At 36.1% G+C, this 23,824-nt stretch carries 24 protein-coding genes and 1 tRNA gene; 21 read left to right on the forward strand and 4 right to left on the reverse strand.

Annotated elements, in window-relative coordinates:
- Positions 1–248: 248 nt before the first annotated feature.
- Positions 249–1,514: an MFS transporter gene (locus tag ACU1LP_RS01285; RefSeq protein ID WP_445735333.1), complete on the forward strand. Its 1,266-nt coding sequence runs from the start codon at positions 249–251 to the stop codon at positions 1,512–1,514.
- A gap of 267 nt (positions 1,515–1,781) precedes the next feature.
- Here the strand turns inward: ACU1LP_RS01285 and ACU1LP_RS01290 are convergent, their stop codons facing one another.
- Together ACU1LP_RS01290 and ACU1LP_RS01295 are read right to left on the reverse strand one after the other, a co-directional pair.
- Positions 1,782–2,534, reverse strand: a complete 753-nt coding sequence (locus tag ACU1LP_RS01290) for a UDP-2,3-diacylglucosamine diphosphatase (RefSeq protein WP_445735334.1) — start codon at positions 2,532–2,534, stop codon at positions 1,782–1,784.
- 145 nt (positions 2,535–2,679) lie between these two features.
- Positions 2,680–3,132 (reverse strand): 6-pyruvoyl trahydropterin synthase family protein, encoded by a 453-nt coding sequence (locus ACU1LP_RS01295; protein WP_445735335.1) that lies wholly within the window; start codon positions 3,130–3,132, stop codon positions 2,680–2,682.
- A 116-nt stretch (positions 3,133–3,248) separates the two neighbouring features.
- On the opposite strand from ACU1LP_RS01295, the gene ACU1LP_RS01300 reads away from it, so the two are divergent.
- Entirely contained in the window at positions 3,249–3,890 is a 642-nt protein-coding gene (locus ACU1LP_RS01300) for a 2OG-Fe(II) oxygenase (RefSeq protein WP_445732402.1), read from the forward strand.
- A 100-nt stretch (positions 3,891–3,990) separates the two neighbouring features.
- Here the strand turns inward: ACU1LP_RS01300 and ACU1LP_RS01305 are convergent, their stop codons facing one another.
- Positions 3,991–4,164 (reverse strand): hypothetical protein, encoded by a 174-nt coding sequence (locus ACU1LP_RS01305; protein ID WP_445732401.1) that lies wholly within the window; start codon positions 4,162–4,164, stop codon positions 3,991–3,993.
- Between the two features lie 207 nt (positions 4,165–4,371).
- Positions 4,372–4,872 (reverse strand): GNAT family N-acetyltransferase, encoded by a 501-nt coding sequence (locus ACU1LP_RS01310; protein ID WP_445735336.1) that lies wholly within the window; start codon positions 4,870–4,872, stop codon positions 4,372–4,374.
- A gap of 159 nt (positions 4,873–5,031) precedes the next feature.
- On the opposite strand from ACU1LP_RS01310, the gene ACU1LP_RS01315 reads away from it, so the two are divergent.
- The 19 genes from ACU1LP_RS01315 to ACU1LP_RS01405 all read left to right on the forward strand — a co-directional run bounded on the left by ACU1LP_RS01315 (position 5,032) and on the right by ACU1LP_RS01405 (position 23,823).
- Positions 5,032–5,826, forward strand: coding sequence for a universal stress protein (locus ACU1LP_RS01315; RefSeq protein WP_445732399.1), 795 nt, complete (start codon positions 5,032–5,034; stop codon positions 5,824–5,826).
- Between the two features lie 6 nt (positions 5,827–5,832).
- Positions 5,833–5,906 (forward strand) — tRNA-Ala (locus tag ACU1LP_RS01320).
- 793 nt (positions 5,907–6,699) lie between these two features.
- On the forward strand, positions 6,700–7,200 hold the full coding sequence (locus ACU1LP_RS01325; RefSeq protein WP_445735337.1) for a c-type cytochrome: 501 nt from the start codon (positions 6,700–6,702) through the stop codon (positions 7,198–7,200).
- A 7-nt stretch (positions 7,201–7,207) separates the two neighbouring features.
- The gene (locus ACU1LP_RS01330; protein ID WP_445735338.1) at positions 7,208–7,777 is read left to right on the forward strand and encodes a fasciclin domain-containing protein; all 570 of its coding nucleotides are present in this window, start codon (positions 7,208–7,210) and stop codon (positions 7,775–7,777) included.
- A 21-nt stretch (positions 7,778–7,798) separates the two neighbouring features.
- On the forward strand, positions 7,799–9,766 hold the full coding sequence (gene nosZ / locus ACU1LP_RS01335) for a Sec-dependent nitrous-oxide reductase (RefSeq protein ID WP_445735339.1): 1,968 nt from the start codon (positions 7,799–7,801) through the stop codon (positions 9,764–9,766).
- A 112-nt stretch (positions 9,767–9,878) separates the two neighbouring features.
- Positions 9,879–10,487 carry a hypothetical protein gene (locus tag ACU1LP_RS01340; protein WP_445735340.1) on the forward strand — a complete coding sequence of 203 codons (609 nt, stop codon included), beginning with the start codon at positions 9,879–9,881 and terminating at the stop codon, positions 10,485–10,487.
- 40 nt (positions 10,488–10,527) lie between these two features.
- A complete protein-coding gene (locus tag ACU1LP_RS01345) occupies positions 10,528–10,974 on the forward strand; it encodes a nitrous oxide reductase accessory protein NosL (RefSeq protein WP_445735341.1) in 447 nt (148 codons plus the stop codon).
- Positions 10,975–11,006: 32 nt separating this feature from the next.
- Positions 11,007–12,212 (forward strand): nitrous oxide reductase family maturation protein NosD, encoded by a 1,206-nt coding sequence (locus ACU1LP_RS01350; protein WP_445735431.1) that lies wholly within the window; start codon positions 11,007–11,009, stop codon positions 12,210–12,212.
- Positions 12,206–12,913 carry an ABC transporter ATP-binding protein gene (locus ACU1LP_RS01355; RefSeq protein WP_445735342.1) on the forward strand — a complete coding sequence of 236 codons (708 nt, stop codon included), beginning with the start codon at positions 12,206–12,208 and terminating at the stop codon, positions 12,911–12,913. The genes ACU1LP_RS01350 and ACU1LP_RS01355 overlap by 7 nt, the downstream gene beginning before the upstream one ends.
- On the forward strand, positions 12,906–13,688 hold the full coding sequence (locus ACU1LP_RS01360) for an ABC transporter permease (RefSeq protein WP_445735343.1): 783 nt from the start codon (positions 12,906–12,908) through the stop codon (positions 13,686–13,688). The genes ACU1LP_RS01355 and ACU1LP_RS01360 overlap by 8 nt, the downstream gene beginning before the upstream one ends.
- Before the next feature lie 810 nt (positions 13,689–14,498).
- On the forward strand, positions 14,499–15,971 hold the full coding sequence (nirK, locus tag ACU1LP_RS01365) for a copper-containing nitrite reductase (RefSeq protein WP_445735344.1): 1,473 nt from the start codon (positions 14,499–14,501) through the stop codon (positions 15,969–15,971).
- Positions 15,972–15,991: 20 nt separating this feature from the next.
- Positions 15,992–16,762, forward strand: a complete 771-nt coding sequence (locus tag ACU1LP_RS01370) for a formylglycine-generating enzyme family protein (RefSeq protein WP_445735345.1) — start codon at positions 15,992–15,994, stop codon at positions 16,760–16,762.
- Positions 16,759–17,481, forward strand: a complete 723-nt coding sequence (locus ACU1LP_RS01375) for an SCO family protein (protein WP_445735346.1) — start codon at positions 16,759–16,761, stop codon at positions 17,479–17,481. Before ACU1LP_RS01370 ends, ACU1LP_RS01375 begins: the two co-directional genes overlap by 4 nt.
- Positions 17,482–17,505: 24 nt before the next feature.
- Entirely contained in the window at positions 17,506–17,940 is a 435-nt protein-coding gene (locus tag ACU1LP_RS01380; protein ID WP_445735347.1) for a c-type cytochrome, read from the forward strand.
- Between the two features lie 108 nt (positions 17,941–18,048).
- On the forward strand, positions 18,049–19,392 hold the full coding sequence (locus ACU1LP_RS01385; protein WP_445735348.1) for a cbb3-type cytochrome c oxidase subunit I: 1,344 nt from the start codon (positions 18,049–18,051) through the stop codon (positions 19,390–19,392).
- 215 nt (positions 19,393–19,607) lie between these two features.
- Entirely contained in the window at positions 19,608–20,381 is a 774-nt protein-coding gene (locus tag ACU1LP_RS01390; protein WP_445735349.1) for a CbbQ/NirQ/NorQ/GpvN family protein, read from the forward strand.
- Between the two features lie 80 nt (positions 20,382–20,461).
- On the forward strand, positions 20,462–22,237 hold the full coding sequence (locus ACU1LP_RS01395) for a nitric oxide reductase activation protein NorD (protein ID WP_445735350.1): 1,776 nt from the start codon (positions 20,462–20,464) through the stop codon (positions 22,235–22,237).
- Positions 22,238–22,265: 28 nt separating this feature from the next.
- On the forward strand, positions 22,266–23,240 hold the full coding sequence (locus ACU1LP_RS01400) for a DUF438 domain-containing protein (RefSeq protein ID WP_445732844.1): 975 nt from the start codon (positions 22,266–22,268) through the stop codon (positions 23,238–23,240).
- Positions 23,212–23,823 (forward strand): cytochrome c oxidase subunit 3, encoded by a 612-nt coding sequence (locus ACU1LP_RS01405; RefSeq protein WP_445735351.1) that lies wholly within the window; start codon positions 23,212–23,214, stop codon positions 23,821–23,823. Before ACU1LP_RS01400 ends, ACU1LP_RS01405 begins: the two co-directional genes overlap by 29 nt.
- Position 23,824: the final 1 nt, after the last annotated feature.

Genomic DNA, 23,824 nt, shown 5'->3' on the forward strand with positions numbered 1-23,824 from the left:
CATATTTATGAGATTGTTTTCCAAAACTAAATTCGTTCTTATTTTAGAATTTAACAAAAAACTAAAATAGCCAGACTCCTTATTTTAGATTTTGAAGAAAAACTAAAATAGTAATGCGCTTTATTTTAAATTTGAAGCGAAATTTAAAAAAACGTTTAATCCACATCCTGCAAGTTCCGATGGCAATCGGGATCAAAAACCTTGTAGGACTTAATTAAAGAGATTCCTGCTTTCGCAGGAATATGAATATGGCAAAAACAGACCCCTACGCAGCTTTGCGCATTAAAGAATTCAATATTTTTTTATTGTTGCGTTTCGCCTTGGTATTTGGCTGGTCTATGCAGTTTATAATTATAGAGTGGGAGGTTTATAGAATTACAAAAGACCCCTGGGCCATTGGTTTAATTGGATTGATGGAAATCATTCCAGCGTTTACCATGGCATTGTTTGCAGGTCATATTGTGGACCAAAAGGAAAAAAGAAACCTGCTCGCCATTTGTATCGCTGCTTTTTCACTGATTAGTTTAGGATTATTTTTAATTACATGGCCTGCAATTACATCTGGTTGGCCAACCAAAACCATTTTATACAGCATTTATGCTTTGGTATTTTTTGGGGGTTTTTTACGCTCGTTTTTTGGACCTACCATTTTTTCTTTGGTAGCTTTAATTGTTCCGAAAAAGATATATCCAAATGCCGCCACGTGGAACAGTTCTACATGGCAAGTAGCATCGGTTTTAGGGCCTGCTTTTGCAGGGTTTTCCATAAAATGGATTGGGGTACATTGGTCATTAAGCATAGTGTTTGGCTTGGTTGTTTTTTCTTTGATTGTTTTAATGTTTATTAAGAAAAAACCCATATTAAACCCGAAAATTGGAGAACCTGTTATTGAAAGCTTAAAAGAAGGCGTACGGTTTGTGTTTAAAACAAAAGCTATTTTAGGAGCCATCACTTTAGATATGGTGGCCGTTTTATTTGGTGGTGCCGTTGCGTTACTTGCTGTTTTTGCACAAGATATTTTAAAAGTAGGTGCCGCAGGATTTGGGATTTTAAGGGCAGCTCCTGCCGTAGGAGCTTCCATAACCATGCTTTTTACAGCCTATTTGCCGATAAGTAAAAATGCAGGAAAGAAATTGTTGGCTGCTATTTTTGGTTTTGGAATTTGCATCATCATTTTCGGAATTTCCAATGTGTTTTGGATTTCAGTGATAGCGTTGTTTTTTAGCGGCGTTACCGATGGGGTTTCCATGGTAATCCGTCAAACCATTTTGCAATTAAAAACGCCGGACCACATGCGCGGACGGGTATCTGCCGTAAACTCTATGTTTGTTGGGTCTTCTAATGAATTGGGCGCTTTTGAAAGTGGATTGACCGCAAAACTGATGGGGACCGTAAATGCGGTCGTTTTTGGAGGCACCATGACTTTAATAACCGTTTTAACCATCGGGGCTAAAAATAAAACACTTCGGAATTTAGATTTAACCGAGGATTTGGAGGAGCATAATAAAGACTAATTTTTTAATAGACCTGTCAGGTCTGAAATGTGTTAAATTTTTTCAAATCCAAAAAACCACCTCGTCTTCATCCCGTATACTCGGGATGAAGCCACTCCTCCTTTTTTAAGGAGGAGAGTTGCCTTCTATTAATGTTTTGGTTTTTCAACATTAGTCAATTTATGATGCTTAAAAATCCCTTCCCTTAGCAAGGGAAGGTGGATTTCAATTCGGTAGAATTGAAAAACGGAAGGGATTTAAAACCTTAAAGACATAAAAATCATAGTTCTAATATGTTTTCAACTCAAAATTTTCGCCATCAAAAACGCCATACGTATAGTACGAAATCCAGTCGCCAAGATTGATGTATTTTGATGTGTTGTTGAGGTTAATTTCTAAAGGTAAATGGCGGTGGCCAAACACAAAATAATCGTAATGTTTTTCGTTTAGTTTTTCTTTGGAATATTGTACCAACCATTCCTTGTCCTCTCCTTGAAAAGTGGCGTCTTCATCACCCGAAATCAATTTATTTTTTACCGATAGATATTGGGCAATTTTGACGCCAATATCGGGATGTATCCACCGGAACAACCATTTAAACATAGGGTTTGTAAACACTTGTTTCATGCCTTTATAGCCTTTGTCCCCAGGCCCTAAACCATCGCCATGGCCAATAAAAAAGCTTTTGTTGTTAAAGGTAAATTCTTTTGGTTCATGATATACCGGAATGTTCAGTTCTTCCTTAAAATAACCGTTCATCCATAAATCGTGGTTGCCAACAAAAAAATAAATGGGGATTCCAGAATCTGATATTTCCGCAAGTTTGCCAAGCGTTCGTGTAAAACCTTTTGGGACTACGGTTTTATATTCAAACCAAAAGTCGAATAAATCACCCACCAAAAAAATAGCTGCAGCATCGTGTTTAATGCTGTCCAACCAAGCCACAAACTTCTTTTCGCGCGGGCGAGAAGCTTGGGCTGTTGGTGCTCCCAAATGATTATCGGATGCGAAATATATCTTTTTCCCTTTTGGAATATTCATGTGGTAAATATAAATAAATTAGCCACTAATGCACGAATATTTGTTTTAGAACTGCACATAGTTGATGGATGCGTTAGGGATTGAGCAATTGTTGGAGCACCTCGTAGAGTGCGACTTGCGAAAGCCCGACCCGAAGGGTAACGCCCTAAATATTATCGTAAGCAAACCATTCGGCAAAAGAAGTGTCGGTTTCTTGAAGTTTCAGCGAGTGCAGTTCGATATCTTCGGGCAAACGACGTTTTATTTTTTTAGCAAAATCTATTACCATCATTTCGCTGGTTGGCTGATAATCAACAAGTAACACGTTATGTCCACGATCTTCAAGTTCTTTGGCAAGTTCTACGTGGGGCGTGTTTTTATTGAAAACAGTGGCGTGGTCAAACACATTTACAATATCTTCCTTTACAATGTTTTTTAAATCACCAAAATCTATCACCATACCATATTTTACGTTTGTAGAATCGGCAATTGGCTTTCCGATAACGGTAACCGAGAGTTTGTAACTGTGCCCATGTACGTTTTTGCACTTGCCATCGTACCCATACAGGGCATGACCGGTTTCGAAAGAAAATTGTTTTGTGATACGAATAAAGCTCATTGGAGAAAATTTAGAACACAAAGATAGTTGTTTTGTAAAAGCAATTTGTTTTTAGATTACATTTGATTAATAATTGGAGCTGTTTTTTGATGTTAACCCATGTAAATGAATAAGTTATGAGTCATCTTTTTGAGGCTATTGGTTTTGTTGAGAATGCGCTTTACGAACAGATAATCTCTGATATCGGAACACAGCAATTTAGTATTGTTGAAGATTTTTTTTCTACCGAAGAAGTTTCGGTTTTAAGACAATCACTTTTAGAAAAGTATGAAGAGGACACTTTCAAAAAAGCAGCTATTGGCAATAGGTTGAATGAAACCATTGTAAAATCGATTAGAGGCGACGTTATTTTGTGGATGGACGAGGCCAAGGCCGATACCATTGAAACCTTGTTTTTTAATAGGATTAACGACTTGGTCAACTATTTGAACAAAACCTGTTTTTTAGGGATTTTACATAAAGAGTTCCACTACGCTATTTACCCTAAAAGTACGTATTACAAAAGGCATATTGATACGTTTCAAAATGATGACAGACGCAAATTATCTTTTGTTTGTTATTTGAATGAAGACGGATGGTTACCAGAAAATGGTGGCGAATTGGTTTTGTATTTGGATGAAAACGGTAAAGAGGTTGAAAAAGTTATCTATCCGTTTCCGGGGCGAGTTGTTATTTTTGAAAGTCAAGTTATTGAACACGAAGTGAAACCTGTAAATACTGAACGTTTAAGTATAACCGGGTGGTTAAAAACCCGTTAACTATCGTTTTTTTCTTTTGTTGTAAAAGTAAACCACGATAAGTACGATACCTAAAATTAAAAACAGGCCGTTTCCGCCAAAAAAGTTAAAAAAATCCATATCAATCCTTGTTTATTTTGTTTTTATTGTATCTGTAAATCAAATATGCCATTGCTACCAGTACCACAAAAGGCGCCATGCTACCTATAAAAACACCAATTTCATAACCGGGGTCTGGAGCGTTTTTAATTTTTTCTTCTATACCAACTTTTTGTAAAATCGCTATTAAAGTCATGTTGTTTTGTTGAGCGATAAAGTTAAATATTTTTTATAGAACTGGTTTAAACTTTTTTCAATTGGCTGCAAAATGATATTTTTCACTTACTTTTTGTCTTTTTTACTCTGTAGCTATGCTATGCAGTTCAAAAAAGCCTTCAATTGAGCAAAAAACCTCTTCCCGAGCTATCGGGAATTCGCTTCAATCAAAAACGTTTAAACCTGTTCATAATAAAAGCTCATAACAATAAAAAGGATGTTCACTTTGTTTGGGAAAATAAATACCTTCCAACCGCTGGTATCCTCTACGCTCATAAAAGTTTAAGTTTCTTAGGTTTTGGGAAAAAGTATCTAATCTAATGGAACTAAAATGATTTTCTTGGGCATAATTTTCGGCAAAAGCCATAAGTTGTTGTGCATAGCCTTTTCCTTGATGTTTGGGATGAATGGCCAACCGATGGATGTACAGATTGTTTTCATTGGGCGTAAGCCATTTTAAGGGCTTGTAAAAATCATCCATGAAAGTGGATATGGAAATACAGCCAACAAGTATGGAATCTATTTTAAGAATGTACAATTCGTTGCGCTTTACATCATCACTAAAAGCCTCTTTATTGGGATAGTGTTCATTCCATTGACGAATTTGATTATCAATTAAATATAGAGCACAAGATTTTGTGATTTCTAAAATTTTATCAATGTCGGAATATTTGCCTTTACAAATCATTTAATTGATTACTTTTGCATTAAAATTAGGTTTAAATTTTTTAAAAATGAAACATCCATCACTAAATGTTTGTCGCACAGAGGAATGATTATATGTATGTAACATCCCTGTGCCGGGCGCAGTCGAAGTATGACCACAAAAAATAAAAAACATAAACAGATGAAAAATATTTTAGTACCAGTTGGAGCTTCTGAAAATGCTTTGGGCCATTTACAATATGCAGTGGATTTTGCTGAAGCTTTTGGAGCTAAACTTTATGTGGTCCAAGTTTATAACGTTTATACCAAAGCGGGAACCATGATTAAAATAGATCATATTTTAGAGCAAGATACGCTTGAATATTTAAATGGAATGGTTTCTAAAGTTGACACAAAAAACGTTGCCATTATTGTAAAAGCCCTTAAAGGCAAATTAATTGACACTTTAGAATTAGCTTGTAAAGCTGCCGAAATCGACTTAATCTTAATAGAACCGAGAACTTATTCTGAAGATGAAAACTTGTTTTTAGGGCAAACTTCGGGTAAAATTGTTAAGCAAATGCATGTGCCTACCTTAATAATCCCTGAAGGTTATAACTATAAGCCTATTAAGAATGTTTTAATGGCGGTAAAATCGGCTATCATTAGAAAAGAAGGTGTGCTAACTTCGCTAAAAGCCATCAAAGACAGATTTAAATCGGTAGTCAACCTATTGTTAGTAAAAACGCCTTATTATAACGAAAGTGATTTTGATTTAAACGATGAATTGTCTAACATTGTAAGCGAAATTATTTATTCTGAAAACCCATCCACCTATTTAGGAGTTTTGGAACATTACAAACTGCACAACCCAGATATGCTTTGTGTTGTAAGGCGAAAAAGAGGTTTTTTTATGAAAATATGGGAAAACAGCACCATTTACAAAAAGGATTTTGATAGTAAATTGCCTGTTTTGGTATTAAGTGAATTAAAATAGAAATTTGGGGATGTAGCTCAGTTGGCTAGAGCGCTACGCTGGCAGCGTAGAGGCCGTGGGTTCGAGTCCCATCTTCTCCACAGTAGTGGCAAGGCTTTAGAAGGTTTCACTTCTAAAGCCTTTTTTAATTTGTACGCAATTTGCACGAAAAAATGAATTTATTTATTTTTTCATTTGATATGAATTGGCTTTTTTAATGGTAGAACTTATTAATTCCCGTTTGCAAAAGTTAATAAACTTCAATTTTCAAAACTTTAAGCTGTCTATTTATAACAAGCACAATTTCTAAAATCTGTTTTTCAAGCCCTAAAATTCACTAAAAACCTTGATTACCATTGTTAATGGCCCAAAACAAGTTCCACAACGTTCATTTACCGGCCATCAAGATTGTTATTTTAACGTGAATAACGGATAAGAAAATTAAGATTGAATTTTTCTTTTTCCCCTTCCTAATGGATGGAAAAATTCCTGAAATGTAGAAAATATATCACCATTTAGGGTTGGGGAAGGGACATTTTCGGCTCAATAGGGTTATCCGTTATTCACGTTATTTTATAAAAATCACCTTTAAGCACTTTTGTAGATAAAACAATGTGTTCCTTAAACAGAGGCACAAGTAATTTGGCAATATAGGCTTGTGGAATGTTAATGGACTGGAAAATATCCTTAACCATTATCTTATTTTCTTTTGCAGCATGTAACGCTATAAACAATACGGCTTTAATAGCGTGTTTAGAAGGCTTGAAATCATTCGCAAATAAAATATATCCTCTGAAACAATAAAAAAGATATTTTTATCTTAAATATGATTTTTATCATATTATAAGGGCTTCTAACCTCTTAAATTTGTTGGAATAAATTAATAATAAAATTATGAAACAAGCATTTAATATTTTAATAGCACTTTCTGTATCGCTACTAATAAGCTGTGGCGGTAAAGAAGACAAGAAAAAAGAGAATTTTTCTTATGAAAAAACAGCACCTACAGAACAGGCTGCTTCTACGGCTGAATCTGTACCTGCGTCAAAAAAAATTGATTTGAGTGATAAAGGCATTGGCCCGATAAAATCATTAGAACTAGCTGCTGAAATAGACCAAGCCATGGCAACTCAAGGTGAAGAAATCTATAAAAAAATGTGTACCGCTTGCCACAGGCCCGACAAAAAATTCATTGGGCCACCACCAGTGGGCATTTTAGACCGCAGAACTCCAGAATGGGTCATGAACATGATTTTAAACCCAGAAGAAATGATTCAAAAAAACCCTTTGGCCAAAGAGCTATTGGCAGAATTTAATGGCGCCCCTATGGCGAACCAAAATCTAACTGAAGCCGAAGCGAGAGCTGTATTGGAATACTTTAGAACATTAAAATAAATGCAAAATGCAAACCACCTTTAAAATTTTATTTTCCGCACTACTTGTTGCTTTCTTTTTTAATTGCAAAAACAATAAAGAAACTCCGGCCGAAACAACCACCACCACGGTTGAAACTCCGACTGACAAAAAACAAGGGCAAGCCTTTATTGCAGATGACGGCTCTACGCCAAACGTATTGCAAATAGCAATGGGATCCAAGGATCACACCACACTTGTAGCGGCTGTTCAGGCTGCCGAATTGGAAAACGCTTTGGTAAATGCAGGACCGTTAATGGTTTTTGCGCCTACAAACGAAGCGTTTGCTGCCCTACCGGCAGGAACGGTTGAAAATTTATTGAAACCAGAAAACAAGGATGCTTTGGCCAATATTTTGAAATATCATGTAACCCCCGGTAACTATACTAAAGACTTTCTTAAAAAATTCAAAAAATTAGGACAAGCCAATAACCAAGATGTTAAAGTCGAAGTTATTGGTGATGATGTATTTGTTGGGGGCGCCAAAATAATTGCGAGTGTACCTGCCGGAAATGGCATTGTACACGTAGTGGACAAAGTGATTTTACCCGAGAACTAAATATTTTAAAATAAACATAAAATGAAAAAAACAGCAAATATTTCTATCGCATTCTTAATTATTGCTTTTGCTTTTACAAGCTGCAATAAGGGGGAATCTTCAAAATCAAATGGGGCATTAAGTTCCAATGCAGCAGAACAGGTTTATGTGGCTCCTGGAAGCTACGACGAATTTTACGCCTTTTTATCAGGTGGATTTAGCGGCCAATTATCTGTTTATGGATTACCGTCTGGCCGTTTGTTCAAGGTTATTCCTGTCTTCTCCCAAGATGCTGAAAAAGCGTACGGATATAATGAAGAAACCAAACCCATGTTAATGACATCGTTTGGAGAAATCCCTTGGGGTGATGCCCACCATCCGGATATCTCCCAAACCAATGGGGTGTTAGATGGCCGTTGGGTATTTATAAACGAAAACAATACACCGCGTATCGCAAGAATTGACCTGACGACTTTTGAAACCGCTGAGATCATTGAAATTCCAAACTCTGCCGGGAACCACAGTTCTTCCTATGTTACAGATAATACGGAATATGTAATTGCTGGAACTCGGTTTAGTGTGCCAGTACCCCAGCAAGACATGGCAATTAAAGATTATAAAGGCAATTTTAAAGGCACTTTATCCTTTCTAAAAGTTGATAAAGATAGTGGCCAGATGGACTTATCTTTTCAAATATTGATGCCCGGATTCGATTATGACAAAGCGCATCCTGGCCGTGGAAAATCTGATGGATGGTTTTTTTACACCACTTATAATACAGAAGAAGCCAATACATTGTTGGAAGTTAATGCATCACAAAATGATAAAGATTATATTGCCGCTGTAAACTGGAAAAAAGCTGAGGAATATATTAAAGCAGGTAAATTTAAAACCATGCCTGCTAAATATGCCCACAATATCTATAATGATGAAACGCATTCGGCAACAACTACTTGGGGTACCACTGTAAAAGTATTGGATCCGGCAGAAAGCCCTGGTTTAGTATATTTTTTACCAACACCAAAATCACCTCATGGCTGCGATGTGGACCCAACAGGCGAATACATTGTGGGCAGTGGTAAATTGGCAGCAAGTTTAACCGTGCATTCATTTACAAAAATGCTTGATGCCATTGAAAACAAAAAATTTTCCGGTGAAGCTTACGGCATCCCTGTTTTAAACTTTGAAGATGTTTTGGCAGGAACCGTTGAGCAACCAGGATTAGGACCTTTGCATACTGAATTTGATGGCAAAGGAAATGCTTATACTACCTTCTTTATTTCTTCTGAAATTGTAAAATGGAAATTAGGAACTTGGGAAGTTTTGGACAGACAACCAGCATTTTACTCTCCCGGCCACTTAATGATTCCAGGTGGAAATTCACAAAAACCTTTTGGAAAATATTTGCTCTCAATGAATAAAATCACAAAAGACCGTTATTTGCCAACAGGGCCAGAATTAAGCCAATCGGCTCAATTATACGATATTTCCGGAGATAAGATGAAACTCCTTTTAGATTTTCCTACGGTAGGCGAGCCTCATTATGCCGCAGGTATTCCAGCCAATTTAGTGCAACCAAACTCTAAAAAAGTATTTAAGCTAGAAGACAACAAACATCCTTTTGCAACTACAAACGATGCAAATGCAAAAGTGGTACGTGATGGAAATAATGTACATATATACATGACCACTATTAGAAGCCACTTTAATCCAGATAATATTGAAGGTGTAAAAGTAGGAGACAAAGTATATTTCCATGTTACTAATCTAGAACAGGATTTTGATGTGCCGCATGGTTTTGGTATCATTGGTGCCAATACGTCTGAGCTATTGATAATGCCAGGGCAAACCGAAACTTCTGTTTGGGAACCTAAACAAGTAGGTGTTTGGCCTTTCTATTGTACCGATTTCTGTTCAGCACTGCACCAAGAAATGCAAGGGTATGTTCGGGTATCTGCCGCAAATGCCAACACGCCTTTAAAATGGTCATTAGGTGAAGATATAGAATAAATAAACTAGGGGAATTTTGTTTTAGTGTTTATTTCCCTATCAAGGCGAGAGTTGAATTTTTCGCTCTCGCCTTTCTTTTAAAACACTATAAATAAATTTTAATTTTTTTCAGATGAAAAAATCAAACATCATTATGCTAATTGCCGCTCTATTGCCATTAGGGTTATTCTTTTTTCCCCTTTGGAAAATAACATTGGAGGCACCGCAATACCCAACACCTTTGGGTATGTATATCTACATTAATGATTTTGCAGACGCCAATCCTTACGATATTAAAAACATCAATTTAATGAACCATTATGTAGGCATGAAATACATTCCTGATTCCATCCCTGAATTTAAAATCTTCCCTTTGGGAATAATTATTACCACTATTTTAGGATTAATAATTGCGTTTAAATTTAATTACAAATGGTTTTTAGGATGGTTTATTTTAATGGTTGTTTTGAGTCTTGCTGGAATGTTTGATTTTTATTTATGGGAATACGATTACGGAAACAATTTAGATCCAAAAGCTATTATAAAATTCACCAACCCCGATGGTAGTGTTATGGGTTTTCAGCCCCCTTTGTTTGGCAGTAAAGACATACTGAACTTTAAAGCACATTCGTACCCGCGTTTAGGCGCCTTATTTTTAGCTTTAGGAATTGCCGTATCTTTACTTGCCTATGTTATAGGTAAAAAGGAACGTAAAATCCCTTCCGATGGTTATCCGGACTAAACCTTGCGGAAAAGGCCAGGGATAGGAAAAACACTAAAAAATGCAAACACTAAAACACTGTTCAATAATAATATTATTGCTTATATGCTTGGGCTGTAACGTAAAGCCTCAACCTATAAACTATGGCAATGATGCTTGTCAATTTTGCCGAATGACCATTGTTGATAAAAAACATGCCGCTGAAATAGTTACAAAAAAAGGTAAGGTCTATAAATTTGATGCTTCAGAATGCATGGTTAATTTCTCAAAAGATTTTGACACTTCGAATGTCCGGTTTTACTTATCAACAAACTATGCCACTCCAGATACTTTTACAGATGCTACGCAAGCTACATTTTTAGTCAGTAAAAATATTCCAAGCCCCATGGGAGCTTTTTTATCAGCCTTTAAAATAAAGGAAGAGGCATTAAATGCGCAGGCCGATAATGGAGGTGATCTATATTCTTGGGATGAACTGTTACTACATTTAAAAACCATGAACAAGTGAAAAACCTAATTGTTTTTATAATTACTTTTTTTATGGGTCCTGCATATTCTTTATATGCCGAAACAATTTTGGTTTGTCAAAATTGTAAAATTTCATCTATAAAAAGTGCTGTCGCAATCTCCAAAGAAAACGACACTATAATCATCAAAAAAGGGATTTATAAAGAACATAATATTTTAATTGATAAACCTCTTACAATTATTGGTGAAGACTATCCTGTAATTGATGGTGAAGAACAAGGGGAACTAATTACAATTACTTCAGACCACGTTAGTATTGATGGTTTTTTTTTAAAAAACGTAGGCAATAGTGATACCAAAGATTTTGCAGCGGTAAGAGTGCGAAAAAGCAATTATTTTGAGATTAAAAATTTAATTATCGAAAAACTTTTTTTTGGCATTTATATTGAAAAATCCAATTTTGGCAAAATACTTAATAATAAAATTAAAGGCGACGCTGTAGAAGAGTATAACTCCGGAAACGGCATCCAATTATGGTACAGCCATGATTTGGTTATTGCAAACAACCATATTCAAAATATGAGGGATGGTATTTATTTTGAATTCGCCAATAACTGTACCATTAAAAATAATGTAAGCACCAATAATTTAAGGTATGGACTTCATTTTATGTTTTCGGACAACGATGTTTATGAAGGCAATACATTTAAAGATAATGGGGCAGGTGTTGCCGTAATGTTTTCCAAGAAAATTAAAATGATGAAAAATAATTTCATTCAAAATTGGGGAACGGCCTCTTACGGTTTATTGCTAAAGGAAATTAATGACGCCGAAATTAGTGGCAACACCTTTGAAGAAAACACCATAGGCATCAACATAGAAGGCTCGAACAGAATTGTTTATAAAAACAATAATTTTACTAATAACGGGTGGGCGATTAAGGTTCGAGGCGCTTGCTATGCCAACAGTTTTTTAGAAAACAATTTTTTGTACAATTCCTTCGATGTTTCATACAACAGCAATGTGAATGATAATGTTTTTGATAAAAATTATTGGAGCAATTACACGGGTTACGATTTAAACAAAGATGGTATTGGCGATGTACCTTACCGACCCGTAAAACTATTTTCCTATATCGTAAACCGTACGCCAGAAACCATCATTCTATTGCGTAGTTTATTTATTGATATTATAGATTTTTCTGAAAAAGTATCGCCCGTTTTTACACCAGACAATCTATTGGACAATAATCCCGTTACAAAAAAAATCTCATGGTAAGCATTCAAAATCTACATAAAAAGTTTGGGAAAAATGAAGTCTTAAGTGGCGTCGATCTATCCATTAAAGAAGGTGGTATTTTTGCGGTGCTCGGTCCCAATGGTTCGGGTAAAACCACCTTGATAAAATCTATTTTAGGCATGGTCATTCCCAACAAAGGCACCATAACGGTTCATGGCCAAAACATAAAAAACAACTCCGATTACCGCTATAACATTGATTACCTACCACAAATTGCCAACTTCCCAAGTAATTTAAAAGTGAAAGAGCTTATTAAAATGATCAAGGATCTACGCGGTAAAACCAATGATGATGAACGACTGATAGAATGGTTCAAACTGAATGCTTTTTTAGATAAGAAACTGGGAACGCTTTCTGGCGGCACCAAACAAAAAGTGAATTTGGTATTGACCTTTATGTTCAACAGCCCGATTATTATTTTAGATGAACCCACTTCTGGACTCGACCCTATTTCGCTTATCAGATTAAAAGATTTGATTCAAGAAGAAAAAACCAAGGGAAAAACCATCTTAATAACCTCGCACATTATGAGTTTTGTTGAAGAAGTATCCGATGAAATCGTGTTTCTTTTAGAAGGGAAAATTTACTTTAAGGGCAGTGTTTCAGAATTAAAAACAAAAACAAACCAACCCGATTTTGAACACGCCATTGCATCCATTTTAACCGAGAATCATGCTTAAAATATTAAAATATAGTTTTTACGATTTAATGCGAAGCCGCTGGAGCTATGTGTACTTCGCTTTTTATTTATTGCTTGGCGTTGTACTGTTGTTTTTAAACAACGATCTATCAAAAGCGGTCATCACTTTAATGAACATCATTATTGTTTTAGTACCATTAATTGGAACCATTTTCGGGGTCATGTATTATTACAATTCCAAGGAATTTACCGAGCTTCTTTTGGCACAGCCCATAAAACGCTCTTCCATATTTTTAGGCCAGTATTTAGGTGTTGCCTTGTCTTTGTCCATGAGTTTGATTTTAGGTTTAGGTCTTCCGTTTGTGCTTTATGGGCTGTTTAAAAGCAATGCCATTTGGGATTTTTCATTATTGCTGATCACTGGAACGTTTTTAACCTTAATATTTACAGCCTTGGCGTTTAACATCGCATTGTCTAACGAAAACAAAATTAAAGGTTTCGGTTATGCCATTTTGCTTTGGTTGTTCTTGGGCATTATTTACGACGGTATTTTTTTACTGTCTTTAATAGTCTTTGAAGATTATCCGTTGGATAAAGTCTCATTACTGGCAACAATGCTAAATCCCATTGATCTTTCAAGAACACTCATCCTTTTAAAATTGGATATCTCAGCATTATTAGGATATACAGGAGCTGTTTTTAAACAATTTTTTGGCACTGGTTTCGGGCTCATTGTTTCATTCATGGCCCTATCCATTTGGGTTGTTTTACCCGTTTTAAGAATAACCTTTAAAGCAAAGAGGAAAGATTTTTAATTATTATTGTTGTCTGGCAAAAGAATCAAGACCGCTGCGCTGATAGCATATAGAATCAAGACTTGATTTTAACTAACTGATCATCCATTCAAAATAGGTTTATGTTTTCCTGTTTTCCGCACTTTTCAGAAAGACCCTCTGAAGCCCCTGTAAATACTGATTTTTTTTTTGAAAAGGGTGTTGCACCAAATCTCAGTATTTGTTAAAATAATAATTGGGATTTCAAATATTGCATTATTGCATTCTCAGAGTGTTAAAAGTTAAATTTTTGTATTTTCTAAGACATTTTTCAGATTTTGCTCCTTTTCAATTTTTTTCCTGGGTGTTTCATAGCGGAAAACAGGATATTTTTTGTTAAAACAGACCAAAATGCCTTTTTCTCTGTGTAACATAAGTTATTAATCCTATAAAAACTCAATAGCTCTTATGGCCAAAACACTCATAGAAACTAACGTAACTGCAATGAATCCCGATAGCTATCGGGAGCAGGGTATTAACCTTTAACTTGACAATACAAGCACGCCAATTAATAAGATATCCAAATAATTGGAAGTGGCCCATGCGTGTTTTTGGCCATTGTTATAGCACATGAAACTTCCATAACGAACTTTCGATACCCAAGTGAATGATTATATGGAAGTCCCGATAGCTCTATCGGGATGACCGATAAAAAACAATAAAAACACACACATGAAACTTTATAATTAAATGATATAAATCATATTTTAAAAATAAGATTAAAAGTATTTTTGTCCAATTAAAAAAAGATATTTTTGTCTTTTTTATGAACAACCAATAAAAACACTAATTATGGCACTTAAACAAACACTTTTAAAAACGAAACCATTCAGTTTACCCCTGGGCCTATTGGCCTTAATTATGTTATTATACACCTCTTGTGTTGATAACAAATCCAAAGAATATGAAAATGCAGCAGATATTCCTGTAAGCCGGGAAATGGTTGCCGAATTAACATCGCCGCCAAATGTTCCAACACCTGTTGGAGCAAGAAAAGCCAAAAAGCTTATTGTGAAAATGGAAATTCTTGAAAAAGAAGGCACCATGACAGACGGAACAACCTATAATTATTGGACTTTTGGAGGTACGGTTCCCGGTAGTTTTATTCGTACCCGCGTGGGAGACGAGGTAGAGTTTACATTGGCAAATCACCCAGATAATAAACTGCCCCATACTATTGACTTACATGCAGTAACCGGTCCTGGTGGTGGGGCAACCTCTTCTTTTGTTGCTCCTGGACAAGAGAAAAAATTTAGCTTTAAAACAATAAATCCTGGCTTGTACGTGTATCATTGCGCTACTGCTCCCGTTGGTATGCACATTGCAAATGGCATGTACGGTTTAATTTTAGTTGAACCCGAAGGTGGTTTGCCCCAAGTCGATAAAGAATATTACATTATGCAAGGCGATTTTTATACCAGCGGAAAAACCGGAGACCCAGGCCTTCAGGCTTTCGATATGCAAAAAGCAATTGATGAAAAACCCGATTATGTAGTATTTAATGGAAAAGTTGGCTCGCTAACCGGCGACAACGCTATTACAGCTAATGTTGGGGAAACAGTCCGCTTGTTTGTAGGTAATGGTGGCCCTAATTTAGTGTCCTCTTTTCACGTAATTGGTGAAATTTTCGATAAAGTCCATGTTGAAGGTGGCTCTACAATTAACGAAAATGTACAAACCACATTAATTCCTGCCGGTGGTGCTGCCATTGTTGAGTTTAGGGTAGATGTTCCCGGAACTTTCATTTTGGTAGATCATTCCATATTTAGAGCTTTTAACAAAGGGGCTTTAGGAATGCTTAAAGTGGAAGGGGAAGAAAACAAAACCATTTATGCAGGGGTCGTTCAAGAAGGTATTTACCATCCAGAAGGAGGCACCATACAAACCATGCCAACTAAAGCCAAAGAGGAAGAACCAACCTCCGATAAGAGCTTAGCTGAGAAAATAGATTCTGGAAAGAAAATCTATATGCAAACATGTTTTGCTTGCCATCAAGCCGAAGGCCAAGGCATACCAAATGCCTTTCCTCCATTGGCTAAATCAGATTATTTAAATGCCGATGTAAATCGTGCCATCGGTATTGTAATTAAAGGAAAAACCGGTGAGATTACTGTAAACGGGCAAAAATACAATAGTGTTATGACGGGGCAAACTTTAAGCAATTCTGAAATTGCCGATGTGTTGACTTTCGTTTATAACTCCTGGGGAAATAATAAAACCAATGTAACCAAGAGTCAAGTAGACCAGGTTAAAAGCGGTCATTAATTATAATATATAAAAACACAATGAAAACTGTTTCAATACTGATAATTTATGTGCTATTTCTTTGGCCAACCAATGTAAATTGTCAGTCTAAAATGGTTTCAATTAAAGGCGGAACTTACACCCCTCTTTACGGAAGGGATTCATTAAAAGTTACCGTTTCAGATTTTGGCATCGATGTATATCCAGTTACAAATAGTGAGTATTTGGAATTTGTAAAAAAACATCCTAAATGGCAACGCTCTCAGGTAAAAAAAATATTTGCGGACGGTAATTATTTAATAGGTTGGGCTTCTGATACTGAATTAGGAAAAAATCAATCCTTAAATGCACCAATTACAAATATTTCTTGGTTCGCAGCTAGTAATTATTGTGAATGCCAAGGAAAAAGATTGCCAACCATAGACGAATGGGAATATGTGGCCATGGCAAATAAAACGCTTGCCGATGCACGAAAGTTGGAATCTTACAACAAGTTTATTTTAGGATGGTACGAAAAACCAAAAACCTTTAACGATTCCGTTGGATCGACCTTTAAGAATTATTGGGGCGTTTATGATTTACACGGTTTGGTATGGGAATGGACGTTGGATTTTAATTCGGTGTTAATTTCAGGTGAATCCAGGAAAGATGTTGATAATGACAGCAATCTATTCTGCGGCAGTGCTGCCATTGGTGCCACCGATTTAATGAACTATGCTGCCTTTATGCGGTACGCCACCAGAGGTAGTTTAAAAGCTAAATACTCTATGAAAAATCTTGGGTTTAGATGTGTTAAAGATTTAGGGAAATGAAAAACTTAAAACCAGTTTTGATTTTATTGTTATCGGTATTAATGGTTGTGGCATGTAATTCAAATGCGTCAAAAAAATCTACTGATGATTTAGCATTGTACCAATGCCCCATGAAATGTGAAGGCGATAAAACCTATAACGAATCGGGGAGTTGCCCTGTTTGTAACATGGATTTAAAACCAACTGAAAAACCAGCTTCAAAAGAAATTAATGATGGAGGGATTTCAGACGGGTCCATTTTCAATTTAACCTCCAAATGGAATACCGAAGAAGGCAAAACCATCCAGCTTTCAGACTTAAAAGGAAAAACCATTGCAATGGTCATGATCTATACAACCTGTAAAGCCGCTTGCCCAAGGTTGGTAGCAGACATGCGCAATATTGAATCTCAAATTCCTAAAGACAACCTTAAAGATTTAAGTTTTGTTTTAGTTAGTATGGACCCGGAAACCGATACGCCACAACGTTTAAAAGCCTTCGCTATCGAAAATAAAATGGATGGGGAGCAATGGACCTTTTTACAAGGCACAGCATCTGGCGTGCGTGAATTTGCCAATGTTTTGGCCGTAAAATACAAGCAAATTTCGCCCATGGATTTTTCGCATTCCAATATAATCAGTGTGTTTGACCCCAACGGCGAATTAATGCACCAACAAGAAGGTTTAGGGGTAGATAACAAAGAAACCATAAAAACCATTGTCGATTTAACAAGTAAATAGAATATTAATCAAATCTAAATAAATATGTTATCAAAAAAACAAGCACGTGCCTTTTTTCTTGGAGGAACTGTCGTTACTTTTTTAATATTTATTGGCCTTACCATTTACTCATTCAGTAAAGCCCAAGACCAAACAAATGATGAAGAAATAACGGAAGCCGTTGTACGAGGGAAAAAAATTTGGGAAGCCAATAATTGTATGGGATGCCATACCATTTTAGGCGAAGGAGCTTATTACGCTCCAGAATTGACAAAGGTAATCGACCGTAGAGGGAAAGGTTACATTAAAGCCGTATTAATGACTCCCATTTCGTGGGAGCCTAACGGACGGAAAATGGTGGCTTATGGCTTCTCAAAAGAAGAAGCAGAAGACTTAATTGCCTTTTTTGACTGGATTGGCGGTATTGATCTAAATGGCTTCGACAAAATTGTATCACCATTGGCCAAAGACGAAAACTAAACTAAAAAATTATGGAATGAGCATAACCAAAAACTTCCAAAGCATAGAAAAAGGCGGTTTATTATGCGAGTTACATTCGACGATTTTAAAACAAAAAAAATAAAACAAATGAAATATAAATCACAAAAAGTAGCGTATTGGTTTTTTGCGCTCTCCATGTTATTGTTTGGGCTACAAATAGTGTACGGTTTTATAATGGGTTTTGCACATGCAGGTTTTGATGGCCTTCACAGTGTTATCCCTTTTAACACCGCTAGAGCAGTACACACAAACCTATTGGTTGTTTGGTTGCTGTCTGGTTTTATGGGCGCTGCCTATTATATCATCCCAGAAGAGGCGCAACACGAATTGGTAAGCGTAAAACTTGCCTATGTTCAATTAATTACTTTAGCGCTTGTTGGCGTAACGGCCATTGTTGGCTATCATTTTAACTATTGGGAAGGCCGTAAGTTTTTAGAAATTCCCAGACCTTTGGATTATTTGGTAGTTGCCAATGTGCTCTTGTTTTTAGGGCTTATTTTAGTCACGCTGTTTAAAGGAAAACGCCGAACTACCACAGCTTTGGTGCTTTCCATGGGGCTTCTTTTTGCAGCACTATTATATTTACCAGGGATGCTTCCTTTTGATAGTCAAGTAAAGGATTCGTTCTTTAGATGGTGGGTGGTGCATTTATGGGTAGAAGGTGTTTGGGAATTAATTATGGGAGGTATTTTATCTTTCCTATTAATTAAACTTACAGGTGTAGATAGGGAAGTTATTGAAAAATGGCTCTATGTTATTGTTGGTTTAACATTCTTATCGGGCATTTTAGGAACAGGCCACCATTACTACTATATAGGCGTAAATAAAATTTGGTTAATTGTTGGTGGCATATTCTCTGCACTAGAGCCTTTGGCTTTTTTAGCGATGGCATTATTTGCGGTCAATATGTACAGAAAAGGAGAAAAGAAACACCCTAATACATTAGCCCTTAACTGGACTCTTGGTGCGGCCATTGTATCGTTTATGGGCGCCGGATTGTTAGGATTTGCACATACCTTACCGCAAACCAATATATATACCCATGGTACTTTGGTTACCGCAATGCATGCCCATTTAGCATTTTGGGGCGCCTATGCCATGATTGTGTTGGCCATTATCAGCTATAGCTTACCCAATTTAACGGGAAGAAAACTATACGAAAGCACCCGAGGCCGTATGGCTTTTTGGCTATCCAATATTGGTATTATTGGAATGACGGTCGCTTTTGGTGTTGCCGGGGTTGCGCAAGTTTACCTAGAACGCAAAATGAAAATGGAGTTTATGGCGGTCCAAAAAGAAATTGAAATCCATTTTATGGTACTAATAATCTGCGCCGCTTTATTTACCACAGGAATTATTTTGTATATGGTAGATTTTTATAAACACGGAAGACCTACCGATGAAGCATTGGAAACAGCTACAAACCAATAACTAAACTAACTTTACCAGAGTTAAAATTTGCAAAAAGGCTAACTCTGGTTTTTTGTAGCTATTTCCTGCTTTTTGCTATATCTTTTCTTGTGCCGAAGGGGCACAAAAAAAGGATGCCGCTTCAAATGCGAAGTATTCATTGAACTCCAATTAAAATAAGAGCGTAGTGAAGTAATCAGGGCTAAACACATTTGCAAACATATAGCAAGACTAAAATGAACACACCATATTACCAACCCATTCATAAAGAAATAGATGTTTTTGAGCATGCCTATACATGTAGAATCCCACTTTTGTTAAAAGGTCCTACGGGCACTGGAAAATCCAGGTTTATTGAGTTTATGGCGCACAAGCTTGAAACCAAACTAATTACCATTTCCTGTCATGAAGAAACATCTTCTACAGATTTAATAGGACGGTTTATTATTAAAGGTGCCGAAACCGTTTGGTTGGATGGTCCATTAACAACAGCTGTTAAAAATGGGTATATTTTGTATTTAGATGAAATTGCCGAAGCACGACCAGATGTTATAGTAGCCATACATTCATTAACAGACCATAGGCGCGAATTGTTTATTGACAAGTTAGGCGAAACTGTAAAAGCGCATGAAAATTTTATGCTTGTTGCATCATTCAACCCCGGATATCAACGCGGATTTAAGGAATTAAAACCCTCAACAAGACAACGGTTTGTGGCTATTTCCTTTGCATATCCGGAACCCAAAATAGAAGCCGAAATTTTAACCTCGGAAACTGAAATTGAATTGGATATTGCTAAAAAACTGGTAAACATTGCCACAAAAATCAGAAATCTAACAGAACTCGGGTTAACAGAAACTGTTTCCACCAGATTACTGGTAGATGCTGCTAAATTAATTCATACTGGGCTTCCTAAACGCCTTGCGGTTCATGTGGCAGTCATTGAACCTTTAACAGACGATTTGGAAGTTGTACAAGCGCTTAAGGATTTAAGTGATTTAATGATATGAAAAAAGTATTCAGTTTTCAGTCGCAGTACACAATGAGCACTGAAAACTGCGACTGAGACTGAAAACTGAGACTGAAAACTATGTTTGAATTCGAACCGGACGAATATATATTTACCAAGTTTGCCTTCTTTTTTAAGAAACGGAGAAAGAAAAAAGAGGAAGCATTTGAGCATGCCGTAAATTTAAGCGACGTAAAACCGCGACTCACTATTTTTGGACGTGCCATTACTGGTCAATCTATTGAAATTTTTGAAGCCGAACGCGAAGGTGGCTATAAAAACAACAACTTTTTTTTACCAACAAAATTTTACGATTTTGAAACTGAAGAAGAAAATCTGTCGTTTTATTTATTCAGGATCTTATACCTCTCCATTCAAAAAAATTTAGATTTTAACTGGAACGATACATTAGAACACGACACGCTGGAATCTCAACAAAAAGCACAAGAAACTTCACATCAAGTTTTAAAAGAATTGTTCATTCAATTTCCGATAACTGAAAAATACCATCAAAAATTCGTTTCATTTTATAAAAACAAAGCAACGGAAAAACAACCGGCAGACTTTTCTTTTATATACGGAAAATGGATGAAAAATTCATCAAATGACGATTCAGAAAACCAACTTAAAAACTTTACCGATAAGGTAAAAACGGCCAATCAAGAACAACCAAAAACCATAATAAAATCGAAGGCAGTTGAAGAAATTATTTCGGTTCAAATAGACCAAAAACAAATGGAAGATGCCGTGTTACAGCATCAATTTGAAAAGGTGGAAACTGCCGAAGCCTTTGGTGGCAATTTTAGGGATATGGATGGCGATGACGATTTAGACGACCATTCCAATGCACTCGATGAGGTTCAAATGAAGCACACCGTTCGGGTTGATGATACAGCGCATTCTGTTTATCAAGCCGAATTTACCGAAAATACAACCATATCAGAAAGTGCAGAAAGCGAAAGTAACGGGCCTTTTATTCACTATGATGAATGGGATTGTTCAAAACGCATTTACAAAGAAGATTTTTGCAAAGTGTATCCAAAAACCCAATTAAAATCGGATACATCCTATTATAAAAAAACACTTAACGAAAATCGCTCCACATTGGTTGGTTTGCGTAAAATGCTCACGACTGTAAACAATAAATATCAGCAACAACGCCGGCAAACACAAGGTGAAGAATTTGATATAGATGCGATAACCGACTTGTTTATCGATGTAAAATCCGGTCATACACCTTCAGAAAAAATATATCTATCAAAAAGAAAAAAAGAAAAAGATTTATCCATTTTATTGTTATTGGATATTAGTCTTTCCAGCGATGGTTACGCAGCTGGAAATCGAGTGATTGATGTAGAAAAGCAAGTTTCTATATTGTTTGGGGAAATTTTGAATGAATTTAACATCGATTTCTCCATTGATTGTTTTTATTCTAAAACACGAAATCATTCCTCTTATTTAAGTCTAAAGGATTTTGATGATAATTGGGACACCGCCAAATACAGAATTGGTGCTATAGAACCCAGTGGTTATACCCGTATTGGAGCCGCATTGCGACACTCAGGGGCTTTATTGGATAAGAGAGATACTAAGAACAAGTGGGTGATTTTAATATCGGATGGTAAACCAAATGATTACGATAAGTACGAAGGCAAATACGGTATTAACGATGTAAAACAAGCATTGCGCGAACTTAACGAACGCCAAATAAACAGTTACGCATTGGCCATTGAAGCCCAAGCCAAATATTATTTGCCCCAAATGTTTGGGCAAAACCATTATCAAATACTTACAACGCCAGTTGAGTTATTACAATCGTTGGTAAAGTTGTACGAAAAAATTAAGCATCAGTCATAAATAAAAAAAAGTTTAAAATTATATTATAATGAATTCATTTTTACCTACCGTAGAAAACTTACCAAAAGGACATCCCGTAAAAGTTTATTACGAGGAAAGCGCCTTAATACAAGACCTGATTTTAGAATTAAACGATTCAAATCCTGCTGAAGATTTTCAAAAATATTTCAACATTTTTAATCAGTTGACTACTATAGAGAAACGGTTTAAAAGAAAAGAAAATCAATTGTTCCCTTATTTAGAAAAACATAATTGGCACGGGCCATCGCAGGGAATGTGGTCGTTTCACGATAATTTACGCGAACAAATCCGTTTGTTAAACAGTTACAATTCAGAAAAAAACTTGCCGAAAATCAGTGAAGATATCCCATATTTAGTCGATGGAATAACACGATTGTTAAGTATTGAAGATACACGTTTATTCCCAAACGCCATGGAATTGCTTACGGACGATGAATGGAAGGAATTTTATGTTGGCGATGAAGAAATAGGCTGGATGTTAACTGATAAACCTAGTCCGTATCCAACTATTGAAGAAACGTATGTACACCCAAGTCAGGATTTTTCAAACCGTGATTTATCGTTTTCGTTAGAAAATACCTTTCATTATGACGAGGGCTATATGACACCTGAACAAGTAAATCTGTTACTGCGTTTCTTACCTATCGATATTACCTATGTTGATGAAAACGACAAAGTCATATTTTATAATAGAGGTGACGATCGCGTTTTTGCACGTAGCAAAGGTATTATTGGTCGTGAAGTGCGTTTTTGCCATCCACCAAAAAGCGTCGATATGGTATTGCGCATTGTGGAGGAATTTAGAGCAGGAACAAAAGATGTTGCCGAATTTTGGTTCAATTTTAAAGGCCGAATTATCCATATTAGATACTTTGCCATTCGTGACAACCAAAAGCAATATAAAGGGGTTATTGAAATGTCTCAAGATATCACAGACATTCAAAAATTAGAAGGTGAAAAACGATTATTGGATTGGGATTAGAAGTATGCAAACACAAGAAATAAATTATAAAAACATCTATTATCCTCCGGGAGGTATTCTTATCTGGATTATCATTTTTTTAGAGCTATTCACTTTTGGAGCGGCACTAATCGCCATGGTTTTTTACGGCAAACAAGAAGCTGAAATATTCCATAGTTCCCGACTTCAATTAAATGCCACTTTTGGCATGATAAATACCCTGTTTTTATTAACCAGCGGTTATTTTATGGCTATTTCCGTAGCTGAATTAAAAAGAAAAAACGTCTCGACATTTAAAAAACTGTTACTGCTTACCATGCTTTTTGGTCTGTTTTTTTTAGCTTTAAAAAGCTTTGAATATTACCAAAAACTTGATGAAGGACTAGACGTTGGTTACAACACGTTCTTTACATTTTATTGGATGCTAACCCTATTTCATGTGATACATGTATTGGTTGGGTTGGTTATTTTAACCTCGGTTTACTTTGGAATAAAAAAAGAAAATACCACCACTATGGAAGATGTTGAGGCAAGTGCCGCCTTTTGGCACATGTGCGATTTAATTTGGCTTTTACTTTTCCCAATCATTTATTTACTTTTTTAAT

This window comes from Mariniflexile sp. (genome assembly GCF_052728615.1).